This is a genomic window from Ruegeria sp. AF2 (assembly GCF_056542025.1).
The window spans coordinates 55203-76194 of the sequence record NZ_JBQFZC010000007.1; the positions used below are offsets into that span (position 1 = coordinate 55203).

A 20992-nucleotide genomic window follows, 5' to 3' on the forward strand; every position below is an offset into this window, starting at 1 on the left:
CCTTTCAACCCAAACTGTTCAACCTATATGGTGGCGGTATGCCAACCTGTGGCGCTTAAGGAAACCCCATGTCTATTGGAACCAAAATCGCGTGGGACGATACCGTCCTGCCCTTTCAACTCGATATACCCGACATGCGAGGCCGCGTGGCCCGGCTGGACGGCGTGTTGGGCGGCATCTTGAAACAGCACGACTACCCGGAGGTGGTCGAGGCGCTGGTGGCCGAGATGGCCCTGCTGACTGCATTGATAGGGCAAACAGTATCGCTGCGCTGGAAGCTGTCTCTGCAGGTGCAATCCAAGGGCGCAGTGCGGATGATCGCAACCGATTATTATGCGCCACAGGTCGAGGGTGAACCCGCGCAGATCCGCGCCTATGCGAGCTTTGACCGCGACCGGCTGACCGATGCAGCCCCTTTCGATCAGGTGGGTGACGGGTACTTCGCCATCATGATTGACCAAGGTGAAGGTACACAGCCTTATCAGGGCATCACCCCACTGGCCGGGGGATCACTGAGCGCGTGTGCGGAAGCCTATTTCGCGCAGTCCGAACAGCTGCCGACCCGGTTTTCGCTGAGCTTTGGCAAATCGACCGAACCCGGCGTCGGTGAACACTGGCGCGCTGGCGGGATCATGCTGCAGCACATGCCCAAAGCCTCGCCCTTTGCCGCTTCCGGGGAGGGCAGCGGAGAGATCCTGTCTGCCTCGGATTTGGTGGATGGTGAAGAGGGCGAGAACTGGGATCGCGTCAACATCCTGCTCGACACCGTGGATGATCTGGAGATGATCGGGCCATCCGTCGCGCCAACCGACCTTCTGGTGCGTCTGTTTCACGAGGAACAGCCTCGCGTCTATGATGCACAGCAGGTAAAATTCGGTTGCACTTGTTCCGAAGATCGCGTGCGCCAAAGCCTGTCGATCTATTCGGCGCAGGATATTGCGACAATGACCACGGACGAAGGCACCGTCACAGCAGACTGCCAATTCTGCGGTGCGCACTATGTGCTGGACCCTGCGACCGTCGGGTTCGAGGCCGAAGGCCGGGATGGCGCGTGATCTGATCACAGACCTGACCGAGGCGCTGAGCCGTGACGGGTCCGGGTCCAGTGACTTTGATCTGAACCCGGAAACGGTGCTGCCGGCGGGGCGCAAACTGCGCCCTGCAGGCGTGTTAGTGCCTGTTTCCGTAACGGGAGACGCACCCAGATTGATCTTGACCAAACGCTCTTCGGCGTTGAAACACCATCCGGGCCAGATCGCCTTTCCGGGTGGAAAACAGGATGAGGGCGACATCGACGTTACTGCGACAGCTTTGCGCGAAGCACAGGAAGAAATTGGTCTTCCGCCAGAACTACCCAGTATTCTGGGTCATCTGCCGACTCATGAAACCGTGACGTCCTTTTCGGTCACGCCGGTTGTTGCGATCCTTGAAGCCAGTTTTGAACCAGTCGCCGAACCGGGCGAGGTGGATGAGATCTTCTTCGTTCCGCTTGCGCATGTCCTGAACCCAGAGAATTATGTCGTCGAGTCGCGCCGTTGGCGTGGACAAAGACGGTATTACTATGCTGTGCCCTATGGCCCCTATTATATCTGGGGTGCGACGGCACGGATGCTGCGGGGATTGGCAGCGCGGATGAGTGAATGAAGCGGATCACAGAAGATTGGTTAACCGACCAAGCCACGCAGGATGTATGCACCGCCCTGACCAACGGCGGGGCGCAGGCGCTATTCGTCGGTGGTTGTGTGCGCAATGCTCTGCTGAAGGCGCCGGTTTCTGACATTGATATCGCCACAGACGCTAGGCCTGAACACGTCGTGGAACTGGCGCAGAAAGCTGGGCTGAAGCCGATACCAACAGGGATAGACCATGGCACCGTGACGATTGTCAGCAAAGGTATCCCGCACGAGGTCACGACGTTTCGCCGTGACGTCGAAACGGATGGTCGGCGTGCTGTCGTCGCCTTTTCCGACAAGGTCGAAGAAGACGCCGCGCGTCGTGATTTCACCATGAACGCGCTTTATGCCAAACCTGACGGCACAATCCTTGACCCGCTGAACGGTCTGCCGGATCTACAGGCGCGTCGCGTGCGGTTCATCGGGGAGGCCTGTGATCGCATCCAAGAAGACTACCTACGATCGCTCAGATATTTCAGGTTTCATGCTTGGTACGGGGATGCGGACGGTGGCTTTGACCCCGCTGCACTGGATGCAATAGCTGCAAATTTGGACGGGTTAGAGACACTTTCGCGCGAACGGGTCGGGGCCGAGATGCTTAAACTGCTCGCAGCGCCTGACCCCGCGCCGTCGGTTGCCGCCATGCGCGTCACTGGCGTTTTGGCGCAGCTTTTGCCCGGGGCTGATGACCGGGCGCTGGCGATCCTGGTTCAGCTGGAACAAGACGCCCATGCAGCGCCCGAAGCGATTCGTCGTTTGGCCGCGATTGCATCGCCCGAAGTGGCCAAAACCCTGCGTCTTAGCCGCGCGCAACTGCAGCGTCTGGCTCGGATGCGCGACGAAGCGATGGCGACGACCAGTGTCGCAGAATTGGGTTATCGCTATGGGTCGGAAGGCGGATTGCACGAGACACTTTTGCGTCATGCATTTCTTGAACAGCCTTGGTCCGAAGACCTGAACCGAGCTTTGCAAAAAGGGTCCGCGGCCAGTTTCCCGATCAAGGCGGCGGATTTGATCCCCGCCTTCTCGGGCCCCGCGCTGGGCGCAAAACTGGCCGAGCTTGAGGCGCGTTGGATCGCGTCGGATTTCGCGCTTAGCCGCGAAGAATTGCTGGCCGACTGATTTGAAGTCTCAAAAAGGGATGACAAACCCGATTTGATTTGGCAGGGTGCGCCTGACTCATATGGAGGGAGGAATGCGAATGTATTACGGGATCTGGTTCGGCTAAAGCCCGGAACACTTTGACCCGTAGGGGTGGTGTTCTGGCGCCATCTTTCTTCGCATGACCTATTTTCTGCTCAATCGGAGCACTCTCCATGTTTCGCTACTTCGAAAATCTCATTGACCCTTTTGTTGCCTATGAACAGGTTGACAAGCCACCGACGCGGCTGTGGCCTTTCATGCTGGGATACTCGCAGCCTTTCAAACGCGTTTTTGTATTGGCCGCGCTGATGTCCGTGGTCGTTGCTGCTGTCGAGGTCGGGCTGATCTTTTATATGGGTCGCGTTGTGGACCTGTTGGGCAGTTCTCCTGCTGAATTCTGGCAGGCGCACGGGACTGAATTGGTCGTGGTTGCCGCCTTGATCCTGTTTATTCGTCCCATCCTTCAGCTTGTTGACGTTTTGCTGCTCAACAACACAATCCTGCCGAACTTTGGCACTCTGATCCGTTGGCGGGCGCATAAACATGTTCTGCGTCAATCGGTTGGCTGGTTCGAGAATGACTTTGCCGGGCGCATCGCAAACCGGGTTGTTCAGACCCCGCCCGCCGCGGGCGAGGTGGTGTTTCAGGTCTTTGACGCGATTTCATTCTCGATCGCCTACATGATCGGCGCGGCCATTTTGCTGATGGCAGCTGATCCGCGCCTGTTGCTGCCGTTGCTGATTTGGCTGGTGTTCTATGGGGCCTTGGTGCGGTGGACCGTCAAGCGGGTCGGCCCCGCGTCGCAGGCGGCGTCGGATGCAAGATCTACCGTGACGGGCCGGGTGGTGGATAGCTATACCAACATCCACTCCATCAAGATGTTTGCCCATGACACTCAGGAACAGGACTATGCGCGCGAGGCGATTGCGGAAACCCGCCGCACTTTCCAGATCGAGATGCGGATTTTCACCATTATGGATGCCGCGCTGGTTGCATTGAACGGTGTGCTGATCGTGGGAGTCGTTGGTTGGGCGATCTTGCTTTGGACGCAAGGTAGCGCAACGGTCGGTGTGGTGGCCGCCGCCACAGCCTTGACGCTGCGGCTGAATGCCATGACCGGGTGGATCATGTGGGCGCTGACCAGCTTCTTTCGCGAATTGGGTATCGTTGCCGAGGGTATGCAGACCATCGCGCAGCCCATCGATCTGTTGGACGAACCTGATGCGAAACCTTTGCGGCTGGGTAATGGCCAGATCGAAATACGCGATCTGTCTCATCACTATGGACGGGAAACCGGTGGTTTGGATCACGTCAACTTGACCATCCGGCCAGGCGAAAAGATCGGCCTGATCGGTCGCTCAGGTGCCGGAAAATCGACCCTAGTAAAGCTGCTTTTGCGGTTTTACGACGTCGAGAAGGGTGCGATCCTGATCGATGGCCAGGATATCTCGAAGGTCACGCAGGACAGTTTGCGCAGCCATATTGGCATGGTTCAGCAGGACAGTGCTCTGTTGCACCGCTCGGTTCGGGCCAATATCCTCTATGGTCGGCCTGATGCGACCGAAGAACAGATGATTGCCGCTGCGAAACAGGCCGAAGCGCATGAGTTCATCCTCGATCTGCAAGACCCGGAGGGCCGCACTGGCTATGATGCGCATGTGGGCGAGCGGGGCGTGAAACTGTCGGGCGGTCAGCGGCAGCGTGTAACGCTGGCGCGGGTGATCCTGAAAGACGCGCCGATTTTGCTATTGGACGAGGCGACATCTGCCCTAGATTCCGAAGTCGAAGCCTCGATACAGGAAACACTCTACGGCATGATGCAAGGCAAGACCGTGATCGCCATCGCGCACCGGCTCAGCACGATTGCTCAGATGGATCGCATCCTTGTGATGGATGGCGGCCGGATCGTTGAACAAGGTGGTCATTCCGATCTGTTGGCGCAAGGAGGGCTTTACGCTCAGTTCTGGGCGCGGCAATCTGGAGGCTTCCTAAACCCGGAGGCCGCTGAATGAGGATTGCCGACCTCATCCAACCGTTCAAAGACACAGAAACGCCCCCGCCGCAAACGCTGGGGGCGTTCATCCGTTGGAGCTTGTCCGGCGCCTGGCCGATGCTGTTCGTCGCAGCCGCCTTCTCGGCGATCGCGGGTGCGATGGAGGCTGGCACCGCCTGGGTCCTGGGCCGCGTCATTGATCTGACCACCAACAGCAGTCCCGAGACGTTTCTGACCGGCGGCAATCTCGCGATCATTTTGGGTGCTGTCGCATTCTTCATGCTTCTACGCCCCGCACTGTTCGGCCTGTCGTCGGTGGCAAATAACTACATCGTCATGCCCAACATCACGCCGTTGGTTTTGGCAAAACTGAACCGCTGGACGCTGGGCCAGTCTGTGACCTATTTCGATGACGATTTCGCCGGACGTATCGCCCAAAAACAGATGCAGACATCGAACGCCATGACGCAAGTGGTGTCCGAAACAATCAGCGCTATTGTCTTTGCTATTGCCTCACTTGCAGGCTCATTGCTTTTATTAGGGTCTATTCACCCGCTTGTGATGCTGCCATTTGTTGCCTGGCTTGTTGTCTATTTCCTGCTGGTGCGCTGGTATCTTCCACGCATACGCGTACGCTCCGCCGCGCGGGCGGGGGCGCGGGCGATGGTGTCGGGGCAGGTGGTCGATACGATCACCAACATCAAGACCGTCAAGCTGTTTGCCCATTCCGAGTTCGAAGATCATACCGCCCGAAATTCCATGGTCGACCTGCGTGAACGGTCGCTGGAATTCGGCAAGCTATCGGCCAGTTTCCGGTTCATCCTAATGACTCTGGCGGGGGTGCTGCCGGTCCTGTTGATCGGCGCGACACTGTGGTTGTGGCAGGCGGGCATCGCGACGGCCGGGGACATCGTGGCGGCCGGGGCCGTGGCGATACGCATCTCGCAAATGACCGGCTGGGTCAGTTTCACACTGATGGGCCTTTACGCAAATGTCGGTGAGATTGAAAACGGAATGCACACACTGACCAAGCGCGTTCGGGTCGAGGATGCTCCGAACGCATCGACACTTGTGGTCTCAGAGGGCGAGATTGCCTTTGACAACGTCAGCTTTGCCTATGGCCGCGATATCGGTGGTGTTGCTAATCTTAATTTCACCGCCGCACCGGGTGAAAAGTTGGGCATAGTCGGGGCCTCAGGTGCTGGGAAATCCACTTTGGTTTCACTTTTGCTAAGGCTTTATGACGGGGAACATGGCGTTATTGCCATCGACGGGCAGAATGTCTCTCACGTGACTCAGGACAGCCTGCGGCAACAGATTGGGATGGTCACGCAGGAAACCGCGATGTTCAATCGTTCGGCGCGCGAGAACATCCTCTATGGTCGTCCTGACGCGACTGAAGATGAGCTGATAGAGGCCGCGACCAAAGCCGAGGCGCATGAATTCATACTCGGTCTCGAAGATGCGCAAGGACGCAAGGGCTATGACGCGCATCTGGGCGAACGCGGCGTGAAGCTGAGCGGCGGGCAACGACAGCGGATCGCTCTGGCTCGCGCTATCCTGAAAGACGCACCGATATTGGTTCTGGACGAGGCGACGTCGGCATTGGATTCCGAGGTCGAGGCAGCGATTCAGACGGCACTGCACCGGGTGATGCAGGGCAAGACCGTGCTGGCTATTGCCCACCGCCTGTCCACGCTTAGCGAGATGGATCGGATTATTGTTCTGGACCACGGTCACATCGTTGAAAGCGGGACGCACGAGGCTCTGCTGGAGCGTGGCGGGTTGTACGCCCGGTTCTGGCATCGCCAATCGGGCGGCTTCATTCAGGCCGAGGCTGCAGAATAAAGGGTTTTGTTGCGCTCAAACCCCAGTTATCAGGCCTCCATGACGCAGCAATACATAATAAACCGCCTTGGACATCAGGGCGACGGAATCGCCGATGGTCCGATCTATGCGCCACGCACTCTGCCGGGTGAAGTGGTCAGCGGTACGTTGCTGGGTCAGTTTCTGAACGATATTCGGGTCAAAACACCCTCGGATCAGCGGGTCAAGGCACCCTGCCGTCATTACAAGGCCTGCGGCGGCTGCCAGTTGCAACATGCGACCGATAATTTTGTCGCCGAGTGGAAAATTGAGGTGGTGCGCAACGCGTTGGCCGCGCAGGGGCTCAATGCCCTGATGCGGCCCATTCACACTTCGCCTGAACGATCCCGCCGTCGGGCCACCATCGCCGTACGGCGCACCAAGAAGGGTACGTTGGCCGGGTTTCATGGTCGCGCTTCTGACACGATTACCGAAATCCCGGATTGCCATTTGCTGCACCCAACCTTGATTGCGGCCATCCCGGTGGCCGAAGCCTTGGCGTTGTTGGGTGGCAGTCGGAAAGGTGTGTTGGCCGTAACGCTGACCCTGTCCGAAGGCGGTTTGGATGTTGCGGTCAAGGGCGGCAAACCGCTGGATGGACCGTTGGAGCTGGCGCTCGCGCAAGCGACCGAGCATCACGGCCTAGCCCGGCTTAGTTGGGATGATGAGGTTATCGCCATGCGTGTACCTCCGATCCAACGCTTTGGAACCGCTGGCGTCACCCCACCGCCCGGAGCGTTTTTACAAGCCACAAAAGACGGAGAACAGGCTCTATTACAGGCTGTTTCCGACGCTACGTCGGGGGCAAAGCGGATTGTCGATCTGTTCGCCGGATGCGGGACATTCTCTCTGCCGCTGGCACAGACTGCTGAAGTTCATGCAGTCGAAGGTGAGGCCGAGATGACGAAGGCCTTGGATCAGGGCTGGCGCAACGCGCAAGGTTTGAAACAGGTCACAGTCGAGGCCCGAGACCTGTTCCGCCGCCCGCTCATGCCCGATGAACTCAAGAAATTCGACGCCGTTGTGCTTGACCCGCCGCGCGCTGGGGCCGAGGCGCAGGTGGCCGAGCTGGCGCAGGCCATGCGCCCGGTGGTTGTTTATGTCTCGTGCAACCCGATCACCTTTGCCCGTGACGCAAAAATGCTGGTTAACGCCGGATATGCCCTTGAATGGGTACAGGTGGTTGACCAATTTCGATGGTCGTCACACACCGAACTTGCCGCTCGGTTCATTTTGAACAAATAACCCTGAGATAAGGACCGCCCGCATGGTGATCGCCCAACGACTGCTGCCCATCATCGAAGCACCGGCTTTCGGGAAATTCATCACCGGTGTGATCCTGTTCAACGCGGTACTGCTGGGGATGGAGACATCGCCCACGCTGATGGACGCAGCGGGCCCGCTGATCGTGACGTTGGACAAGCTGTGCCTTACCATATTCGTCATCGAAATCGTCATGAAACTGATCGCCACAGGGCGCCGGTTCTTCACCAGCGGCTGGAATGTGTTTGATTTCGTGATCGTGGGCGTGGCCCTAGTTCCCAGTGCAGGGGCGCTTTCAGTTCTGCGAGCACTGCGTATCCTCCGGGTCCTGCGCGTCATCTCGGTCGCGCCGCGCCTGCGCCGAGTGGTCGAAGGCTTCATCTCAGCCCTGCCGGGCATGGCCAGCGTGTTCCTGCTGATGGCGATCCTGTTTTACATCGGCGCTGTGATCTCAACCAAGCTTTTCTCGGGCACGTTCCCCGATTGGTTCGGCGATCTGGGTCTGTCGGCCTATACGCTGTTCCAAATCATGACGCTGGAAAGCTGGTCCATGGGCATTGTCCGCCCTGTGATGGAGGTGTATCCCTACGCTTGGCTTTTCTTTGTTCCCTTCATCATGGTGACCACCTTTGCGGTGGTGAACTTGCTGGTCGGTCTCATCGTGAACTCGATGCAGGATGCCCACCATGCCGAGGATGAGGTCAAGACCGACGCTTATCGTGACGAGGTTCTTGAAAGGCTGGAATCGATCGAACGCCGCCTGACGGAACAGTCGAACAGCAAAAAGTGATTTAAGTTTCGCGAAAATCTGGCATAATAATTGACAAAAAAGAGCATCAGGCAGTGAAAATAATGGATCGTCGAGCATTCGGAATGGGCGCAATGGCAACGCTGAGCCTTTCAGCGTGTGCCTCAGCCAAACCCAGATTTCTTTCTTATCGCGGGCCCGAGGTGACCTCGATGGTCATCAACAAAGGTGCACGCAAGCTGTATTTGCTCCATAACGAGCAGATTTTGCGGGAGTATGATATCGATCTAGGATTTGCGCCCAACGGCACGAAAAACAAAAAAGGCGATGGTCGTACGCCCGAGGGTACCTATCTGATCGACCGCCGCAATCCGCGCAGCAGGTATCATCTATCGTTGGGTATATCGTATCCCAATTCGGAAGACTTGGCTAAAGCCAAGGCCGCAGGTGTTGATCCGGGCGGCGACATCTTCATTCACGGACAACCCAATCTGCGATCCGAGTTCAAGCGGGCTAAGAAGACCCCGGATTGGACGGCAGGTTGTATTGCGGTCAAGAATGATGAGATCGAAGAGATCTACGCCATGGTGAATGAAGGAACCGTGATTACCCTGCGCCCCTAAGCAAGGTTCAAAGCGGTTTCCAGTCACCAAATCCAAATACAGTATAGTCGCGCTGGTATGCTTCCTTCGCCAGCGCTTCAAGCCGTGCGTCGTAAATCTGATCAAGTGCAAACGGCGCGTCCGGCTTGGCCCTGTTTGGGGTTGGCGGGGCTGTATGCCCAACTTTGTAGGCAAGGTCGGGCAAGGCGGTTTCCATCTCATCCTCGCGCAGGATCAGGTCGGGCATGGTGAAACCGGCCATGCCTTCCAGCGTCTGCGCCTGTCCGCACCATTCCCCATCCACACGGATCGGGGTTTGACCCGCCAGAATACTGCGCAGCATGCCCAGAAAGGCCGCGAACGCCTCGGAATGCTGATCGCGGGTATAATTTCTGAGATCACCCTTGGCAGGCAGCGGCACCTTGTACCGTCGGCTCAGCATATTGCGAATGCTGACATATGCGCCGGGACCTGTGTGCAGAATACGGTCGCAGAACACAGCGTGCGCGCGCGCCAGCGGATGGCGCAGCACCGTGAATTTGCGGTGACCGGGATGATCCTGCATCCATTGACGGGTCTGTTTTTGATTGCGGCCGGTGATCAGGTCGGCTTGAGACACCCCGTCTAGATCGGCAATCCACTGCACCACTTCAGCCTCGGGGCCGCCGCGCACCGGAAGGTACATCAGCGAAGTTTGCGCAGCACCCACATAGCGCGAAACAGCCGGCCCGCGGTGCGGCTCGTAACTTGGGATATGGTGTAGCTTGAAGCGGTCACGTTGCGACAGGGCCAGCTCCATATCATCCGGATTGGTCACTTTCGACAGGGCAGGCGCCGGGTTTTGGCGTTTGAGATGCTGGTTCAGTTCTTCAAGACGTGCGCTGACGCCCAGCCATCCGGCAAGGCCGTTCAGAACGTCCAGATTATTCAGATCGTCATAGTCGATATAGAACGGTGTTTGCCCGGTGGTCTGCAGATGTTTGAGCACTGTTTGTTGAAATGCTTGCCGCTGGTCGAGCTGTTCGGCGAATTCTTCGGCATCGAAGGTGATTTGCGCCTCCCGCCGTTGCTTGATGTTCACCAACCGCCACTGCTTTGTTTCCAAGGCGATTTTCCACGATATGTAGCTATCCAGAGGGTTGCGCATCAGAATGATTTTGGCGCAGCGCGGATCATCCAGCGCCGGTGGCAGCGCCCGCGCATCGTGGTCGCTGAAAAAGCGAAAGCCGTTCATCTCGCCCGGCGCGTTTCGGATGGCGTCGATCAGCGCCATCGGGTCGCGTTCACGATCTTCCAGGGTAAAGCCCAGAACGCTGTCCAGTTTTGGCAGGCCGACGAAATAGGGGTTAAACGCTTCTCCGTGACACGTGACGCCATCCAGCGTGTTCAGCTGTAATTCAAGCAGGTTCGAACCGGTCCGCATATCGGCCAGAACGATGAAATAATCGAAGCGGCGGGTCATTTTATGTTACTGCACCAAATAGGGCTTCTTAAACGATTTGGACTGTGCGCCAAACACGTCATTCACAGGGAAATCCCCCATCAGATAGGGATGCATCCCCTGGTTCTTGAGGTTTTGCAGGAACTTTCCGAACCCGGTCAGATCGACCATCGTTGGTGCCTCGGTCAGATGCGTGGGTTTGGGCGCGCCCATGTCTTCCAGAACGGTCTGCAGTTGCTCCATCGGGGATTCCACAAACTCCGCCATTGTCCATATTCGAATGCGCGTCTTTGCGCGGGCGGCATCCAGCAGCTTGAGCTGTTTGCTTTCGATCTGTTGTAGGCGGGCAGCTTCGCACCGGATATCGGCAAAATTCAGGTTCGAACGGAACAATGGAACCGCCCAGGCCCCCGAGATGACCGCAATATGTGCATTCTGGTCTTGCGTCAGGAATTCATTGATTTTCTGAAAATCCGTTGGCCCGAATTGAAAGCACTGACGCTCGCCTCGTGTATTCCAGATGAGGTTCGACAGAAAGGCCGAGGGGTTATAGTCGCGTAGCGTGGCGCAATCGCTGAGCGCACCGTTGATGATCGTCTCATCTTCGGCAAATTGCGCCCGTTCGGGACCGAACAGGTGCCCATGCACCCGCCCGCCGATGGCGTTTGTCAGCCAAGGTTCGAAATCCTCGAACAACTCGGTAAAGCCTTGAAACACCGAATAGGGAAAGGCTGTCAGGCTGCGCTCCGTAGCCGCGCGAGGGAAGCGGCTTTGCATATAAAGACCATCACGACCGCGAACGCGCCGCTCGACCGCTTTGGAAAACACCCGGTCGATCTTGCCGGGGTTGGGCTCGGCCGGGGTCAGTGCGCCTTCGTGGTCGGTCAGGAAGGTCTGATACAACCGGTTCGCGCTGTGCCAGACTTTGCGCGCCACGAAACAGTCGGACCGGCGCAGCAATTGTAGGTGATCGTCGTAGAACATGTGCGGCCGACCTTGATAGTCGAACTTCGACAGAGTCAGCGATCGGCTTTCGATATGGGTGGAATAGAGCCGTGCCAGTGTCTGAAAATAGCTTTCATCGGGAATCCAGACCTGGCGGAAATAGCGATCATATTCGGCGCGCTTAGGATCCTGAAGAATGGCCGACAAGGTTTGGCGGGTCAGACACCACCACTGGCTGCCCATATGGGGCACCAGACCGTCTGGAATTCTGCGGCGCAGACCGAGGGCGCGTTGCAATCGCACGTAATTGTCAAACAGTTTTCGTTGCCTGCGCCATGAGAAGGGGAACCTCAGGGTGAAACGCTCCAGGTCCAGGCCGCCGATCGTCCAGCTCACGTCGCGCGTGGTGGCGCTTTCGATGAAATCGACACGGGGTCGGTCGGCCAGATAGTCGATCAGATCAGCGACCGGACGCAGCGGCAGACACGCGCCTGAAGACAGATATACATGCCGGACGTTCGGAAACTTCTCCAACATAAGCGATGCGGCGGATTGTGATGCGGCGACAATACCCCAGCCGCCCCATTCACAGACATGGCGTTTTGAAAACAGGATCAGCGGTTCATCCGAACAAGCGGCGACAAAACCGGAATAAGCCGGATCGCCGACTTTCTGATCTACATGAATGACCACAGGACAGCCCGAGGCGGCCCAATGGCGTGCCACCTGCTCAACCCGATCCAGCGCGGTGTGCACCAGCATTACGATGCCCAAGGTGCTCATGCCCAGTTCCCCTTGGACATCAGGCCGAGGATCTCAATCTGTCGCCAGTTGATGTATTTCTCGGACCATTTGTTCCAGAAAACCGGATTATCCTCTAACTGCTTGGCATAAGCCTTGTACTCGCCCGACGCAGCATAGTGCTGTCCGCGCAGCAACTCTTCTTTAGCTTTTTCCCCAAGCGTATTGATCAGCTTTGCATGCAGCAGCGCCCCGCTGGTTTTTTCACCGCCCTGCTCTTCATAGACCTGATTGAGCCCGCGCGGCAGCAAGGCGTGGGTTGAGCTGACATAGGCGTAGCGCCGGTGCCATTTCACAAGAGGTATCTTGTTCAGGGCCGGAGCCTTCAGGGGATTGTTCTGAAAGAAAACCCGTGCGCGTGCACCGCCTTGAATCCACAGATTCCCATAGGTCGGGTTGCGGGTAATCATGAAGTTGCCTGAATCGAACCAAGGCGCGACTTCAAAGGGGTTCTGGCCCTCATGATAGGGCGCATCCATGATTCCGGTTTCGGGATACATGTCGATCAGCATGGTGCCGAAACTGCGCACACCAGTATCGTCCAGCCAGTCGGTCAGGGCGCGGATCGGGCGGGTATCGCAAAAAGGATAGATAAAGAATTCATCCGGATCGACCGTCAGAACCCAGTGCTTATGCGCATAGCGGCGCAGCAGGTAGTTGGACCAATCCAGACCAAAGGTCGCATTCTTGTAACCTACATCCGTCCACCACAGCGAAACGTCCGGCTGGCTGCTCAGGTATTCGTGGGTGCCGTCATCGCTGTTGTTGTCCACGCACAGGAAGTGATTGATGCCAAGCTTTCGATAGTAGTCTAAGAAATAGGGAAGGCGGATCTTTTCGTTCCGCATCACGCTCATCAACAAGATGTCGTTTTCTTTGATCTTGTTGGTGTTATCTTGCACCGCTTTCAGATCCCGACGCCGACGTAGGCAACGCAGCAGGCGGCGCTTGCGCCGCAATCTCATGCGATAGGAATCCAAAAGGCTCACGCGGCTGCCCAACCTTTTTTGATACGCGCGTCTGCCCGGGGCCGCCTGAGGCCTGAGTGGTGCCGGACATTAACGTTTTATGACATCTCTGCACCTTGTGAGGCAACGGGTTTAAATCCGGTTTACTTCCCCCCTGTGGCAGGAAATCCGCCCGCGTTTATGAGCCCAAGGTCTTGTAACTGTTGCCAATCACCTAGTTTGACCGAGTCAGAAGTCCAAAGATCAGGCCCGCTGATGATCCCGTCATAATAGGCGTCGAACCGATCGGGGTCATGAAAATGTTGCCGCCTCTGTTTTTCGATCCGCGATTTGTCGACAACCTCGGGCAGGAATTTCGTGTGTAACAACACGCCCGAGGCGGTCTGCCCACCCGGACCGTCATATTCAAAATTCAGGAACCGGGGCAGCGCGGAATGGCACGAATTCACATAGGCCATATGCCGTGACCACCGGGTCAGAGGGATTTTGTTCAGGGTCGGTGATTTTTGGGGCTGATCTGCAAAAAACACCCGCTCGCGTACGCCTCCCTGAACCCAAAGGTTGCCCATCGGCCTTTGGCGCTGGGCACGATAGGGGCCGGGGTCAAACCAGTTCAGGCAATCGGTTGGATCGGAATGCGGATCATAACTTTGCTTGCCCAGCCGACCTTTGGGATAGAGGTCCAGCATCATCGCCCCAAACGTGGTTTGACCGCGCGCGTCCAGCCATGCAGCTAAATCGCGCATCGTATGGGTGTTGTGATGGGCGTAGATCAGCAACTCATCGGCGTCGACCATCAACGTCCAGTGGTCGTGCCCAAATTTCCACTGCAGCCAAGTCAGCCAATCCAACCCGAACCGAGACGCGCGATAGCTCGCCGTAGTCCGCCACAGCGACACATCCGGCTGTTTAAGCAAATACGGGACCGAGCCGTCATCGCTGCCATTATCCACCATCAGAAAATGATCAACGCCCAGCGTGCGATAATGGTGAAAGAACCACGGCAGACGGCTGATCTCATTCCGCAGTGTAGTAAAGGCCAGAATGGCGCTGGGCGTGATCTTTTGCGTGTTGTCAGTCAACGACTTCAGTTGATGGCGGCTGCGAAAAGATCGCCACAACAGCCGCTTGCGTTTCAGGCGCAGCTTGTAGCGCTGCACCCAGGTAAGCGGCTGATCCTCAAGGTTCACTTGGTATAGCTGCCATTCTGATGCCAACGCCAGGCATCCGTGATCATCGTCTCTAACGTTGATCTTTTTGGTGTCCAGCCCAGCTCTTCCTTGGCTCGGACCGAGCCTGAAACTAGACGTGTGCAATCCCCGGCCCGGCGCGGGCCGATGCTGTAGGGTACCGCACGGTTGGTGACGGCCTTGGAATGCTCGATGACTTCCATCACCGAAAACCCCGACCCGGTGCCCAGATTGAACACGCGGCTTTCTTTGCCTTGCTCAAGCCATTTCAAACCCAGTACATGTGCATCGACCAGATCACAGACGTGTACATAATCGCGGATGCAGGTGCCGTCGGGTGTATCGTAATCGGTGCCGAATACAGTCAAGCCACCCCGCTTGCTATCGATGGCGTCCAGCATCAGCGGCACCAGATGGGTTTCTGGTTGGTGAAACTCTCCAACTTCGGCATCCGGGTCGGCCCCGGCCACGTTGAAATAGCGGAAGATCACGTGCTTCAGGCCATATGCGGCTTGGAAATCACGTAAGATGTCCTCGATCGCTCGTTTCGAGGCACCATAGGCATTCAATGGCTGCTGCTGAGTGCTCTCGTCCAGCACAACGTTGTCATGTTCGCCATAGGTGGCGCAGGTCGACGAGAACACAAAGTTCAAACATCCCGCATCCACAGCCGCTTGTATCAGTGTCAGCGAACCGGTGACATTGTTCGACCAATACGTTCCGGGCTCAGCCATCGCTTCGCCGACCTGACTGAGGGCGGCGAAATGTATCACGGCGGCGGGTTGGTATTTGGCGAACACTTCGTCCAGCCGGGCGCGGTCCAGCAGGTCGCCCTGCTCGAATGGGCCGAATTTCACCGCGTCCTGCCATCCGGTGACAAGATTGTCATAGGTTACGGGCGTATACCCCGCCCTTGCCAGTGCCTTGCAGGCATGAGAGCCGATATAACCTGCACCACCTGTAACCAGAATATTTGTCATTCAAGCCCCATAGCGGCCATCATTTCTTCGATCTTGGCCACGTCCTGCGGGTTGTTCAGCTCCCAGAACTGACGACCTTTGGCTTCAACTTCGACACACAGAACCTTGCGGCCGTTTTCCATGAAGCGCAGCTGTTCCAACCCTTCCAGTGTCTCCAGCGGACCGCTAGTCCAGCCCGGATAAGCAGTCAGAGCGTCAGGCCGATAGGCATAAACTCCGACGTGGTGGAATACCGGTGTCGGGTCACTGCTGGCATAGGTCTCGGCTGTGAAAGGGATCACTTCTTTCGAGAAGTAAAGCGCGCTGTGATCATTGCCGAACACCGCTGTAGTGCCCCCGACCCGGCCTTGCTTGCGATCGTTCAGTAATCCGTTCAGTGCGTCCCCGTCACAGCGCAGCACGGGGGTGGCCACACCCGCATCTGGCGCGTTGCGCAGACCCGAGATCAGGTCTTCAACAAACCAATGCGGGGTCAAAGGCGCATCCCCTTGCAGGTTGACGACGATGTCATAACCGCCACCCAGAGCCGAGTGCGCCTCGGCGCAACGTTCGGTACCGTTGCGGCAGGTGTCTGAAGTCATCACCACCTCGGCACCGAACCCCTCTGAGGCTTCGCGGATACGGTCATCGTCGGTTGCCACAACCACGCGATCTACGCCTGACACGGAAATCGCAGCGCGCCAGGATCGTTCGATCAGAGTCATGCTGGTTCCGTTTGCCCCGGTCAGCGGAACCAGAGGTTTGCCTGGATAGCGGGTCGAAGCGTAGCGCGCGGGAATGGCAATCAATACTGACATCAGGCTTCCTTCAGCTCAACGCCCGGAGCATAGGCGATGAAAAATGGATTGGCATAGCCGTCTTTGCCATAGGTCAACGGCGAATGGTCGTCAAAGCGCACCACTTGTCCGCCCGCACCGGCCAAAACCGCGTGGCCCGCAGCGGTGTCCCACTCCATGGTGCGTCCAACACGGGGGTAGAGGTCGGCCTCTCCCGTCGCCACCAGACAGAACTTCAGCGACGACCCGGCGCTTTTGCTGTCGCGCACCTGATATTTGTTGATGTAATCCTCGGTCGCCTGATCCCGATGCGATTTGGATGCAACGATCATCAGCGCCGAATTGTTCGGTTTAGAGACTGATATTGTCGTTAGCGCGCCCGGCTGATCTTTGTCCAGATCCCCGATTTCTTCAACCGATTGCCCGTCAGCTTGCGTATAGAACATCCGGCCCCGTGCAGGGGCGTAGACCACGCCACGCGTCGGTACGCCGTTTTCGACCAAAGCGATATTTACGGTAAAATCGCCGCGCCGATTTATGAACTCCTTGGTGCCGTCCAGTGGATCAACAATCAGAAAGGTCTCGCCCTTTTCGGAATGCGAAGCTGCCTGTTCCTCGGTCACCAGCAGGATATCTGGAAAAGCCTCGCGCAATCCGGCCGAGATCAAAGCATCCGCCGCCTCGTCCGCCTCGGTTACCGGGCTTGAGTCTGACTTGACCTTGACGTCGAAATCATCCGCTTCGTAGATCTGCATGATCTTGTCGCCTGCCTGCAAGGCCAGCCGCCGGATGACGGGAATAAGCGCGTCATAAGTCACAAAAAAGCTCCGTTCCTGTGGTTTGTTGATCAGGGCATCTCACGGACTTATGATGCTATGGATACGGAACAGCAAGAATTTCGTGCCAATTTGCGGCTGACACAGCAGGAAAGAGTAGTCGAGTGTTTCACTTCAAGAGAAATCAGTCATTGCTGGGCGGGGCTTTCACCACCGCCGAGCTGATATTCCATGCAGTAGTTCGCAATATCCGGTCGCAGCACTCCAACGCGGTGATGGCAATCCTGATCAACATTGTTCAGGTCGTCCTTCTGGTGACGGCGTTTTATATACTTATGACGCTAATTGGTCGAATGACTGGCATGGCCAAAATCCGGGGCGAGATGGTTTTGTTCCTGCTCTCCGGTGTTTTTTTGTTCCTGACGCATATCAAGTCTGTCACTGCAATCGCCGGGGCTGGATCCGGCAACAATCCGATGACTCTGCACTCGCCAATGACAATGATGGTGATGTTGTCAGCATCTGCCTTCGGTATACTTTATACGCAGCTTATCTCGATCCTTGTCATCCTGTTCGTCTACAGCGTAGCCGTCTCGCCTCTTGTGATCCAAGAGCCCGGCGGTGCATTTGGGATGCTTTTGCTGGCCTGGTTCACGGGATGCTCGGTCGGTTTAGTGTTGTTGGCGCTGAAACCCTGGTTTCCCAATACGGTAAGCATCCTGAAAAATGTGTACCGTCGATTGAACATGATATTTTCGGGCAAGATGTTCGTTGGCAACGCGCTAGGTGGGTTCATGCTGACCTTGTTTGCCTGGAACCCACTGTTTCACATCATCGATCAATGTCGTGGTTTTGTGTTCCGAAATTATTTTCCCCGGAACACCAGTTGGGAATACGCGCTTTGGGTCGGAATAGTTTTAACAATGATCGGCCTGCTGGGTGAGTTCTATACCCGCAGGCAGGTCTCGAAAAGCTGGGATGCGCGACGCTGATATTTGCTGTGCGTGCTGTATTCTGAAAACCTGTTCCCGGATATTGGATCGCACTTCACATTGCGACTCTCAAAGTCAGGTTGATGCGTCCGCCCTTTGGCAAAAGTTTGGATGATCCAAACCGGATGCGATCCACCCCGTGATAGGTCAAGCGTGCCGGGCCGCCCATGATCGCCACATCGCCCGAGCTCAGCCAGATCGACTCGGTCTTGCCGCCCCGCGTGGTGTTACCGATACGGAACAGCGCGTCATCGCCCAATGAAATCGACAGCACGGGCCACGAGAAATCGGCCTCATCCTTGTCCTGATGCAGGCCCATCTTGGCGCCTTCACCGTAATAGTTGATCAGACAGCAATCGGGCTGGCGATCCGCGCCGGTCAGGTCCTGCCAGATGGTCAAAATCTCATCTGGAATCGCGGGCCATGTCATGCCCTTTGGGTGCGTGCCCTGATACCGATAGCCCGCCCGGTCAGTGACCCATCCCAGCGCCCCGGCCGAGGTCATGCGCACTGACATTTCCTTGCCCGAAGGCGTCACGGGCCGATAAAGCGGTGCCACTTTCAGAATCGGCCTTAGCAGGTCAACTAGATGCGACTGCGCCGCCGCATCCAAATAGCCTTTCCGAATATCAAATCCGCGCAATAACAGCCGCGCCATTCCAGAATCCCCAAACCTTGCCAAAACCTTGCCAAAAAGGCCACAGATTCCCGAAAACCTGCGTTTCTGAACGCTTGCAGGCCCCTGTTCTCGCCCTTATATACGCCTCGACGCGCGATGGTGTAGTGCTGTCGCGCACATCAATCGGGGGCAGGATGCCGCAACGGGTCCAACCCTCGGGACATCGCCTTGAATGGAAAGGGATTGAAAATATGGGAAAAGTAATCGGGATTGACCTCGGTACCACCAACTCGTGTGTGGCCATCATGGACGGCTCGCAGCCGAAGGTCATCGAAAACGCCGAAGGGGCGCGGACCACGCCCTCGATCGTCGCTTTTACAGAAGATGAGCGTCTGGTCGGTCAGCCTGCAAAACGTCAGGCGGTCACCAACCCCGACAACACGATCTTTGGCGTCAAGCGTCTGATCGGTCGTCGTGTGGATGATGCAGAAGTCGAAAAAGACAAGAAAATGGTGCCCTACGCCATCGTTGATGGCGGCAATGGCGACGCGTGGGTTGAAGCCCGCGGTGAAAAGTACTCCCCAAGCCAGATCTCGGCCTTCACTCTGGGCAAGATGAAGGAAACCGCAGAAAGCTATCTGGGTGAGGAAGTCACGCAAGCAGTCATCACCGTTCCGGCATACTTCAACGATGCTCAGCGTCAGGCCACCAAAGACGCCGGTAAAATTGCCGGTCTGGAAGTGCTGCGGATCATCAACGAGCCGACAGCGGCTGCTCTGGCCTATGGTCTGGACAAGGAAGAAACCCAAACCATCGCGGTTTATGACCTTGGTGGTGGTACTTTCGACGTAACCATTCTGGAAATCGACGACGGCCTGTTCGAGGTGAAGTCGACCAACGGCGATACCTTCCTGGGTGGTGAAGACTTTGACATGCGCATCGTCAACTACCTGGCGGATGAGTTCAAAAAGGAACACGGTGTCGACCTGTCTGCCGACAAGATGGCCCTGCAGCGTCTGAAAGAAGCCGCTGAAAAAGCCAAGATCGAGCTATCCTCGACCTCGCAGACCGAAATCAACCAGCCGTTCATCTCGATGGGTTCGAACGGTCAGCCGCTGCACATGGTCATGAAACTGACCCGCGCCAAGCTGGAATCGCTGGTTGGCGACCTGATCAAGAAGTCGATGAAGCCTTGCCAGGCTGCCCTGAAAGACGCAGGCCTGTCGGCTGGCGACGTGGATGAGGTTGTTCTGGTCGGTGGTATGACCCGGATGCCGAAAGTGATCGAAGAGGTCACCAAGTTCTTCGGTAAGGAGCCGCACAAGGGTGTGAACCCGGACGAAGTTGTTGCTATGGGTGCCGCCATTCAGGCCGGTGTTCTGCAGGGCGACGTCAAAGACGTGGTTCTGCTGGACGTGACCCCGCTGTCGCTGGGCATCGAAACGTTGGGTGGAGTGTTCACCCGCCTGATCGACCGCAACACCACGATCCCGACCAAGAAGTCTCAGGTCTTCTCGACCGCCGAGGACAACCAGAACGCCGTGACCATCCGCTGTTTCCAGGGTGAGCGCGAAATGGCTGCGGACAACAAGATCCTCGGTCAGTTCAATCTGGAAGAGATCCCGCCCGCACCGCGCGGCATGCCTCAGATCGAGGTGACTTTTGACATCGACGCCAACGGCATTGTCTCGGTTTCGGCCAAGGACAAAGGCACCGGCAAAGAGCAGAAGATCACCATTCAGGCCTCGGGCGGTCTGTCGGACGAAGATATCGACAAGATGGTTAAGGATGCCGAGGAAAACGCCGAGGCGGACAAGGCGCGCAAAGAGCTGGTCGAAGCCAAGAACCAGGCCGAAAGCCTTGTCCACGCGACCGAGAAATCGATCGAGGAACATGGCGACAAGGTCGACCCGTCGACCGTCGAAGCGATCGAACTGGCTGTTGCCGCGCTCAAGGATGAGCTGGAAACGGACAATGCCGACAAGATCAAGTCGGGCATCCAGAACGTGACCGAAGCGGCCATGAAACTGGGTGAGGCGATCTATAAGGCACAGGCGGAAGAGGGCGAAGATGAGCCCGCAGCCGCAGATGCCGCGCCGGGTGACGATGACATTGTCGACGCCGAGTTCGAAGATCTGGACGACGACAAGCGTAACTAACGGGTAACCGGGCCAATTTGGGCCGGTCCGGTTGCCGGGCCGGCCCGATTACGTTGA

18 protein-coding genes are annotated in these 20992 nt (G+C 57.1%); 10 read left to right on the forward strand and 8 right to left on the reverse strand.

Annotation, left to right across the window (positions count from 1 at the left end):
- Positions 1-68: 68 nt before the first annotated feature.
- The 8 genes from hslO to ACR0NM_RS18035 all read left to right on the forward strand — a co-directional run bounded on the left by hslO (position 69) and on the right by ACR0NM_RS18035 (position 9309).
- Positions 69-1055, forward strand: a complete 987-nt coding sequence (hslO, locus tag ACR0NM_RS18000; RefSeq protein WP_480615988.1) for an Hsp33 family molecular chaperone HslO — start codon at positions 69-71, stop codon at positions 1053-1055.
- Complete coding sequence (locus tag ACR0NM_RS18005) at positions 1045-1644, forward strand: CoA pyrophosphatase (protein ID WP_170399354.1); 600 nt, start codon at positions 1045-1047, stop codon at positions 1642-1644. Before hslO ends, ACR0NM_RS18005 begins: the two co-directional genes overlap by 11 nt.
- On the forward strand, positions 1641-2795 hold the full coding sequence (locus ACR0NM_RS18010; protein ID WP_480615990.1) for a CCA tRNA nucleotidyltransferase: 1155 nt from the start codon (positions 1641-1643) through the stop codon (positions 2793-2795). Before ACR0NM_RS18005 ends, ACR0NM_RS18010 begins: the two co-directional genes overlap by 4 nt.
- A 194-nt stretch (positions 2796-2989) precedes the next feature.
- A complete protein-coding gene (locus ACR0NM_RS18015) occupies positions 2990-4828 on the forward strand; it encodes an ABC transporter ATP-binding protein (RefSeq protein WP_170636716.1) in 1839 nt (612 codons plus the stop codon).
- Positions 4825-6657 carry an ABC transporter ATP-binding protein gene (locus tag ACR0NM_RS18020; protein ID WP_170802764.1) on the forward strand — a complete coding sequence of 611 codons (1833 nt, stop codon included), beginning with the start codon at positions 4825-4827 and terminating at the stop codon, positions 6655-6657. Before ACR0NM_RS18015 ends, ACR0NM_RS18020 begins: the two co-directional genes overlap by 4 nt.
- Positions 6658-6696: 39 nt before the next feature.
- Positions 6697-7920, forward strand: a complete 1224-nt coding sequence (locus ACR0NM_RS18025; protein ID WP_480615992.1) for a class I SAM-dependent RNA methyltransferase — start codon at positions 6697-6699, stop codon at positions 7918-7920.
- Positions 7921-7942: 22 nt separating this feature from the next.
- Positions 7943-8728: an ion transporter gene (locus tag ACR0NM_RS18030; RefSeq protein ID WP_170515151.1), complete on the forward strand. Its 786-nt coding sequence runs from the start codon at positions 7943-7945 to the stop codon at positions 8726-8728.
- 62 nt (positions 8729-8790) lie between these two features.
- Entirely contained in the window at positions 8791-9309 is a 519-nt protein-coding gene (locus tag ACR0NM_RS18035) for a L,D-transpeptidase family protein (protein WP_170408782.1), read from the forward strand.
- A gap of 7 nt (positions 9310-9316) precedes the next feature.
- On the opposite strand, the gene ACR0NM_RS18040 is transcribed toward ACR0NM_RS18035, so the two are convergent.
- The 7 genes from ACR0NM_RS18040 to cysQ all read right to left on the reverse strand — a co-directional run bounded on the left by ACR0NM_RS18040 (position 9317) and on the right by cysQ (position 17207).
- Entirely contained in the window at positions 9317-10750 is a 1434-nt protein-coding gene (locus ACR0NM_RS18040; protein ID WP_480615994.1) for a nodulation protein NodH, read from the reverse strand.
- A 6-nt stretch (positions 10751-10756) separates the two neighbouring features.
- Entirely contained in the window at positions 10757-12457 is a 1701-nt protein-coding gene (locus tag ACR0NM_RS18045; protein WP_480615996.1) for a DUF5927 domain-containing protein, read from the reverse strand.
- Entirely contained in the window at positions 12454-13440 is a 987-nt protein-coding gene (locus ACR0NM_RS18050) for a glycosyltransferase family 2 protein (protein ID WP_170408823.1), read from the reverse strand. The genes ACR0NM_RS18045 and ACR0NM_RS18050 overlap by 4 nt, the downstream gene beginning before the upstream one ends.
- A gap of 146 nt (positions 13441-13586) precedes the next feature.
- A complete protein-coding gene (locus tag ACR0NM_RS18055) occupies positions 13587-14660 on the reverse strand; it encodes a glycosyltransferase family 2 protein (protein WP_480615998.1) in 1074 nt (357 codons plus the stop codon).
- Entirely contained in the window at positions 14630-15613 is a 984-nt protein-coding gene (gene galE, locus ACR0NM_RS18060) for a UDP-glucose 4-epimerase GalE (protein ID WP_480615999.1), read from the reverse strand. Before galE ends, ACR0NM_RS18055 begins: the two co-directional genes overlap by 31 nt.
- Entirely contained in the window at positions 15610-16410 is an 801-nt protein-coding gene (locus tag ACR0NM_RS18065; protein WP_480571673.1) for a 3-deoxy-manno-octulosonate cytidylyltransferase family protein, read from the reverse strand. The genes galE and ACR0NM_RS18065 overlap by 4 nt, the downstream gene beginning before the upstream one ends.
- Complete coding sequence (gene cysQ / locus ACR0NM_RS18070) at positions 16410-17207, reverse strand: 3'(2'),5'-bisphosphate nucleotidase CysQ (protein WP_170567268.1); 798 nt, start codon at positions 17205-17207, stop codon at positions 16410-16412. Before cysQ ends, ACR0NM_RS18065 begins: the two co-directional genes overlap by 1 nt.
- Positions 17208-17329: 122 nt before the next feature.
- Here cysQ and ACR0NM_RS18075 point away from each other — a divergent pair, with 122 nt between their 5' ends.
- Positions 17330-18157: an ABC transporter permease gene (locus ACR0NM_RS18075; protein ID WP_170567266.1), complete on the forward strand. Its 828-nt coding sequence runs from the start codon at positions 17330-17332 to the stop codon at positions 18155-18157.
- A 55-nt stretch (positions 18158-18212) separates the two neighbouring features.
- Here the strand turns inward: ACR0NM_RS18075 and ACR0NM_RS18080 are convergent, their stop codons facing one another.
- On the reverse strand, positions 18213-18815 hold the full coding sequence (locus ACR0NM_RS18080) for an alpha-ketoglutarate-dependent dioxygenase AlkB family protein (protein ID WP_480616001.1): 603 nt from the start codon (positions 18813-18815) through the stop codon (positions 18213-18215).
- A gap of 212 nt (positions 18816-19027) precedes the next feature.
- Here ACR0NM_RS18080 and dnaK point away from each other — a divergent pair, with 212 nt between their 5' ends.
- On the forward strand, positions 19028-20935 hold the full coding sequence (dnaK, locus tag ACR0NM_RS18085) for a molecular chaperone DnaK (RefSeq protein WP_170399312.1): 1908 nt from the start codon (positions 19028-19030) through the stop codon (positions 20933-20935).
- Positions 20936-20992 lie beyond the last annotated feature (57 nt).

What these genes read in the sequence shown, in the direction of transcription:
- ACR0NM_RS18015 (WP_170636716.1), top strand. Translation starts at nt 2,990, where the DNA reads ATGTTTCGCTACTTCGAAAATCTCATTGACCCTTTTGTTGCCTATGAA.
- ACR0NM_RS18065 (WP_480571673.1), bottom strand. Translation starts at nt 16,410, where the DNA reads ATGTCAGTATTGATTGCCATTCCCGCGCGCTACGCTTCGACCCGCTAT.
- galE (WP_480615999.1), bottom strand. Translation starts at nt 15,613, where the DNA reads ATGACAAATATTCTGGTTACAGGTGGTGCAGGTTATATCGGCTCTCAT.
- ACR0NM_RS18025 (WP_480615992.1), top strand. Translation starts at nt 6,697, where the DNA reads ATGACGCAGCAATACATAATAAACCGCCTTGGACATCAGGGCGACGGA.
- ACR0NM_RS18080 (WP_480616001.1), bottom strand. Translation starts at nt 18,815, where the DNA reads ATGGCGCGGCTGTTATTGCGCGGATTTGATATTCGGAAAGGCTATTTG.
- ACR0NM_RS18020 (WP_170802764.1), top strand. Translation starts at nt 4,825, where the DNA reads ATGAGGATTGCCGACCTCATCCAACCGTTCAAAGACACAGAAACGCCC.
- dnaK (WP_170399312.1), top strand. Translation starts at nt 19,028, where the DNA reads ATGGGAAAAGTAATCGGGATTGACCTCGGTACCACCAACTCGTGTGTG.
- ACR0NM_RS18045 (WP_480615996.1), bottom strand. Translation starts at nt 12,457, where the DNA reads ATGAGCACCTTGGGCATCGTAATGCTGGTGCACACCGCGCTGGATCGG.
- ACR0NM_RS18040 (WP_480615994.1), bottom strand. Translation starts at nt 10,750, where the DNA reads ATGACCCGCCGCTTCGATTATTTCATCGTTCTGGCCGATATGCGGACC.
- ACR0NM_RS18030 (WP_170515151.1), top strand. Translation starts at nt 7,943, where the DNA reads ATGGTGATCGCCCAACGACTGCTGCCCATCATCGAAGCACCGGCTTTC.
- hslO (WP_480615988.1), top strand. Translation starts at nt 69, where the DNA reads ATGTCTATTGGAACCAAAATCGCGTGGGACGATACCGTCCTGCCCTTT.
- ACR0NM_RS18050 (WP_170408823.1), bottom strand. Translation starts at nt 13,440, where the DNA reads ATGAGATTGCGGCGCAAGCGCCGCCTGCTGCGTTGCCTACGTCGGCGT.
- ACR0NM_RS18005 (WP_170399354.1), top strand. Translation starts at nt 1,045, where the DNA reads ATGGCGCGTGATCTGATCACAGACCTGACCGAGGCGCTGAGCCGTGAC.
- ACR0NM_RS18010 (WP_480615990.1), top strand. Translation starts at nt 1,641, where the DNA reads ATGAAGCGGATCACAGAAGATTGGTTAACCGACCAAGCCACGCAGGAT.
- ACR0NM_RS18035 (WP_170408782.1), top strand. Translation starts at nt 8,791, where the DNA reads ATGGATCGTCGAGCATTCGGAATGGGCGCAATGGCAACGCTGAGCCTT.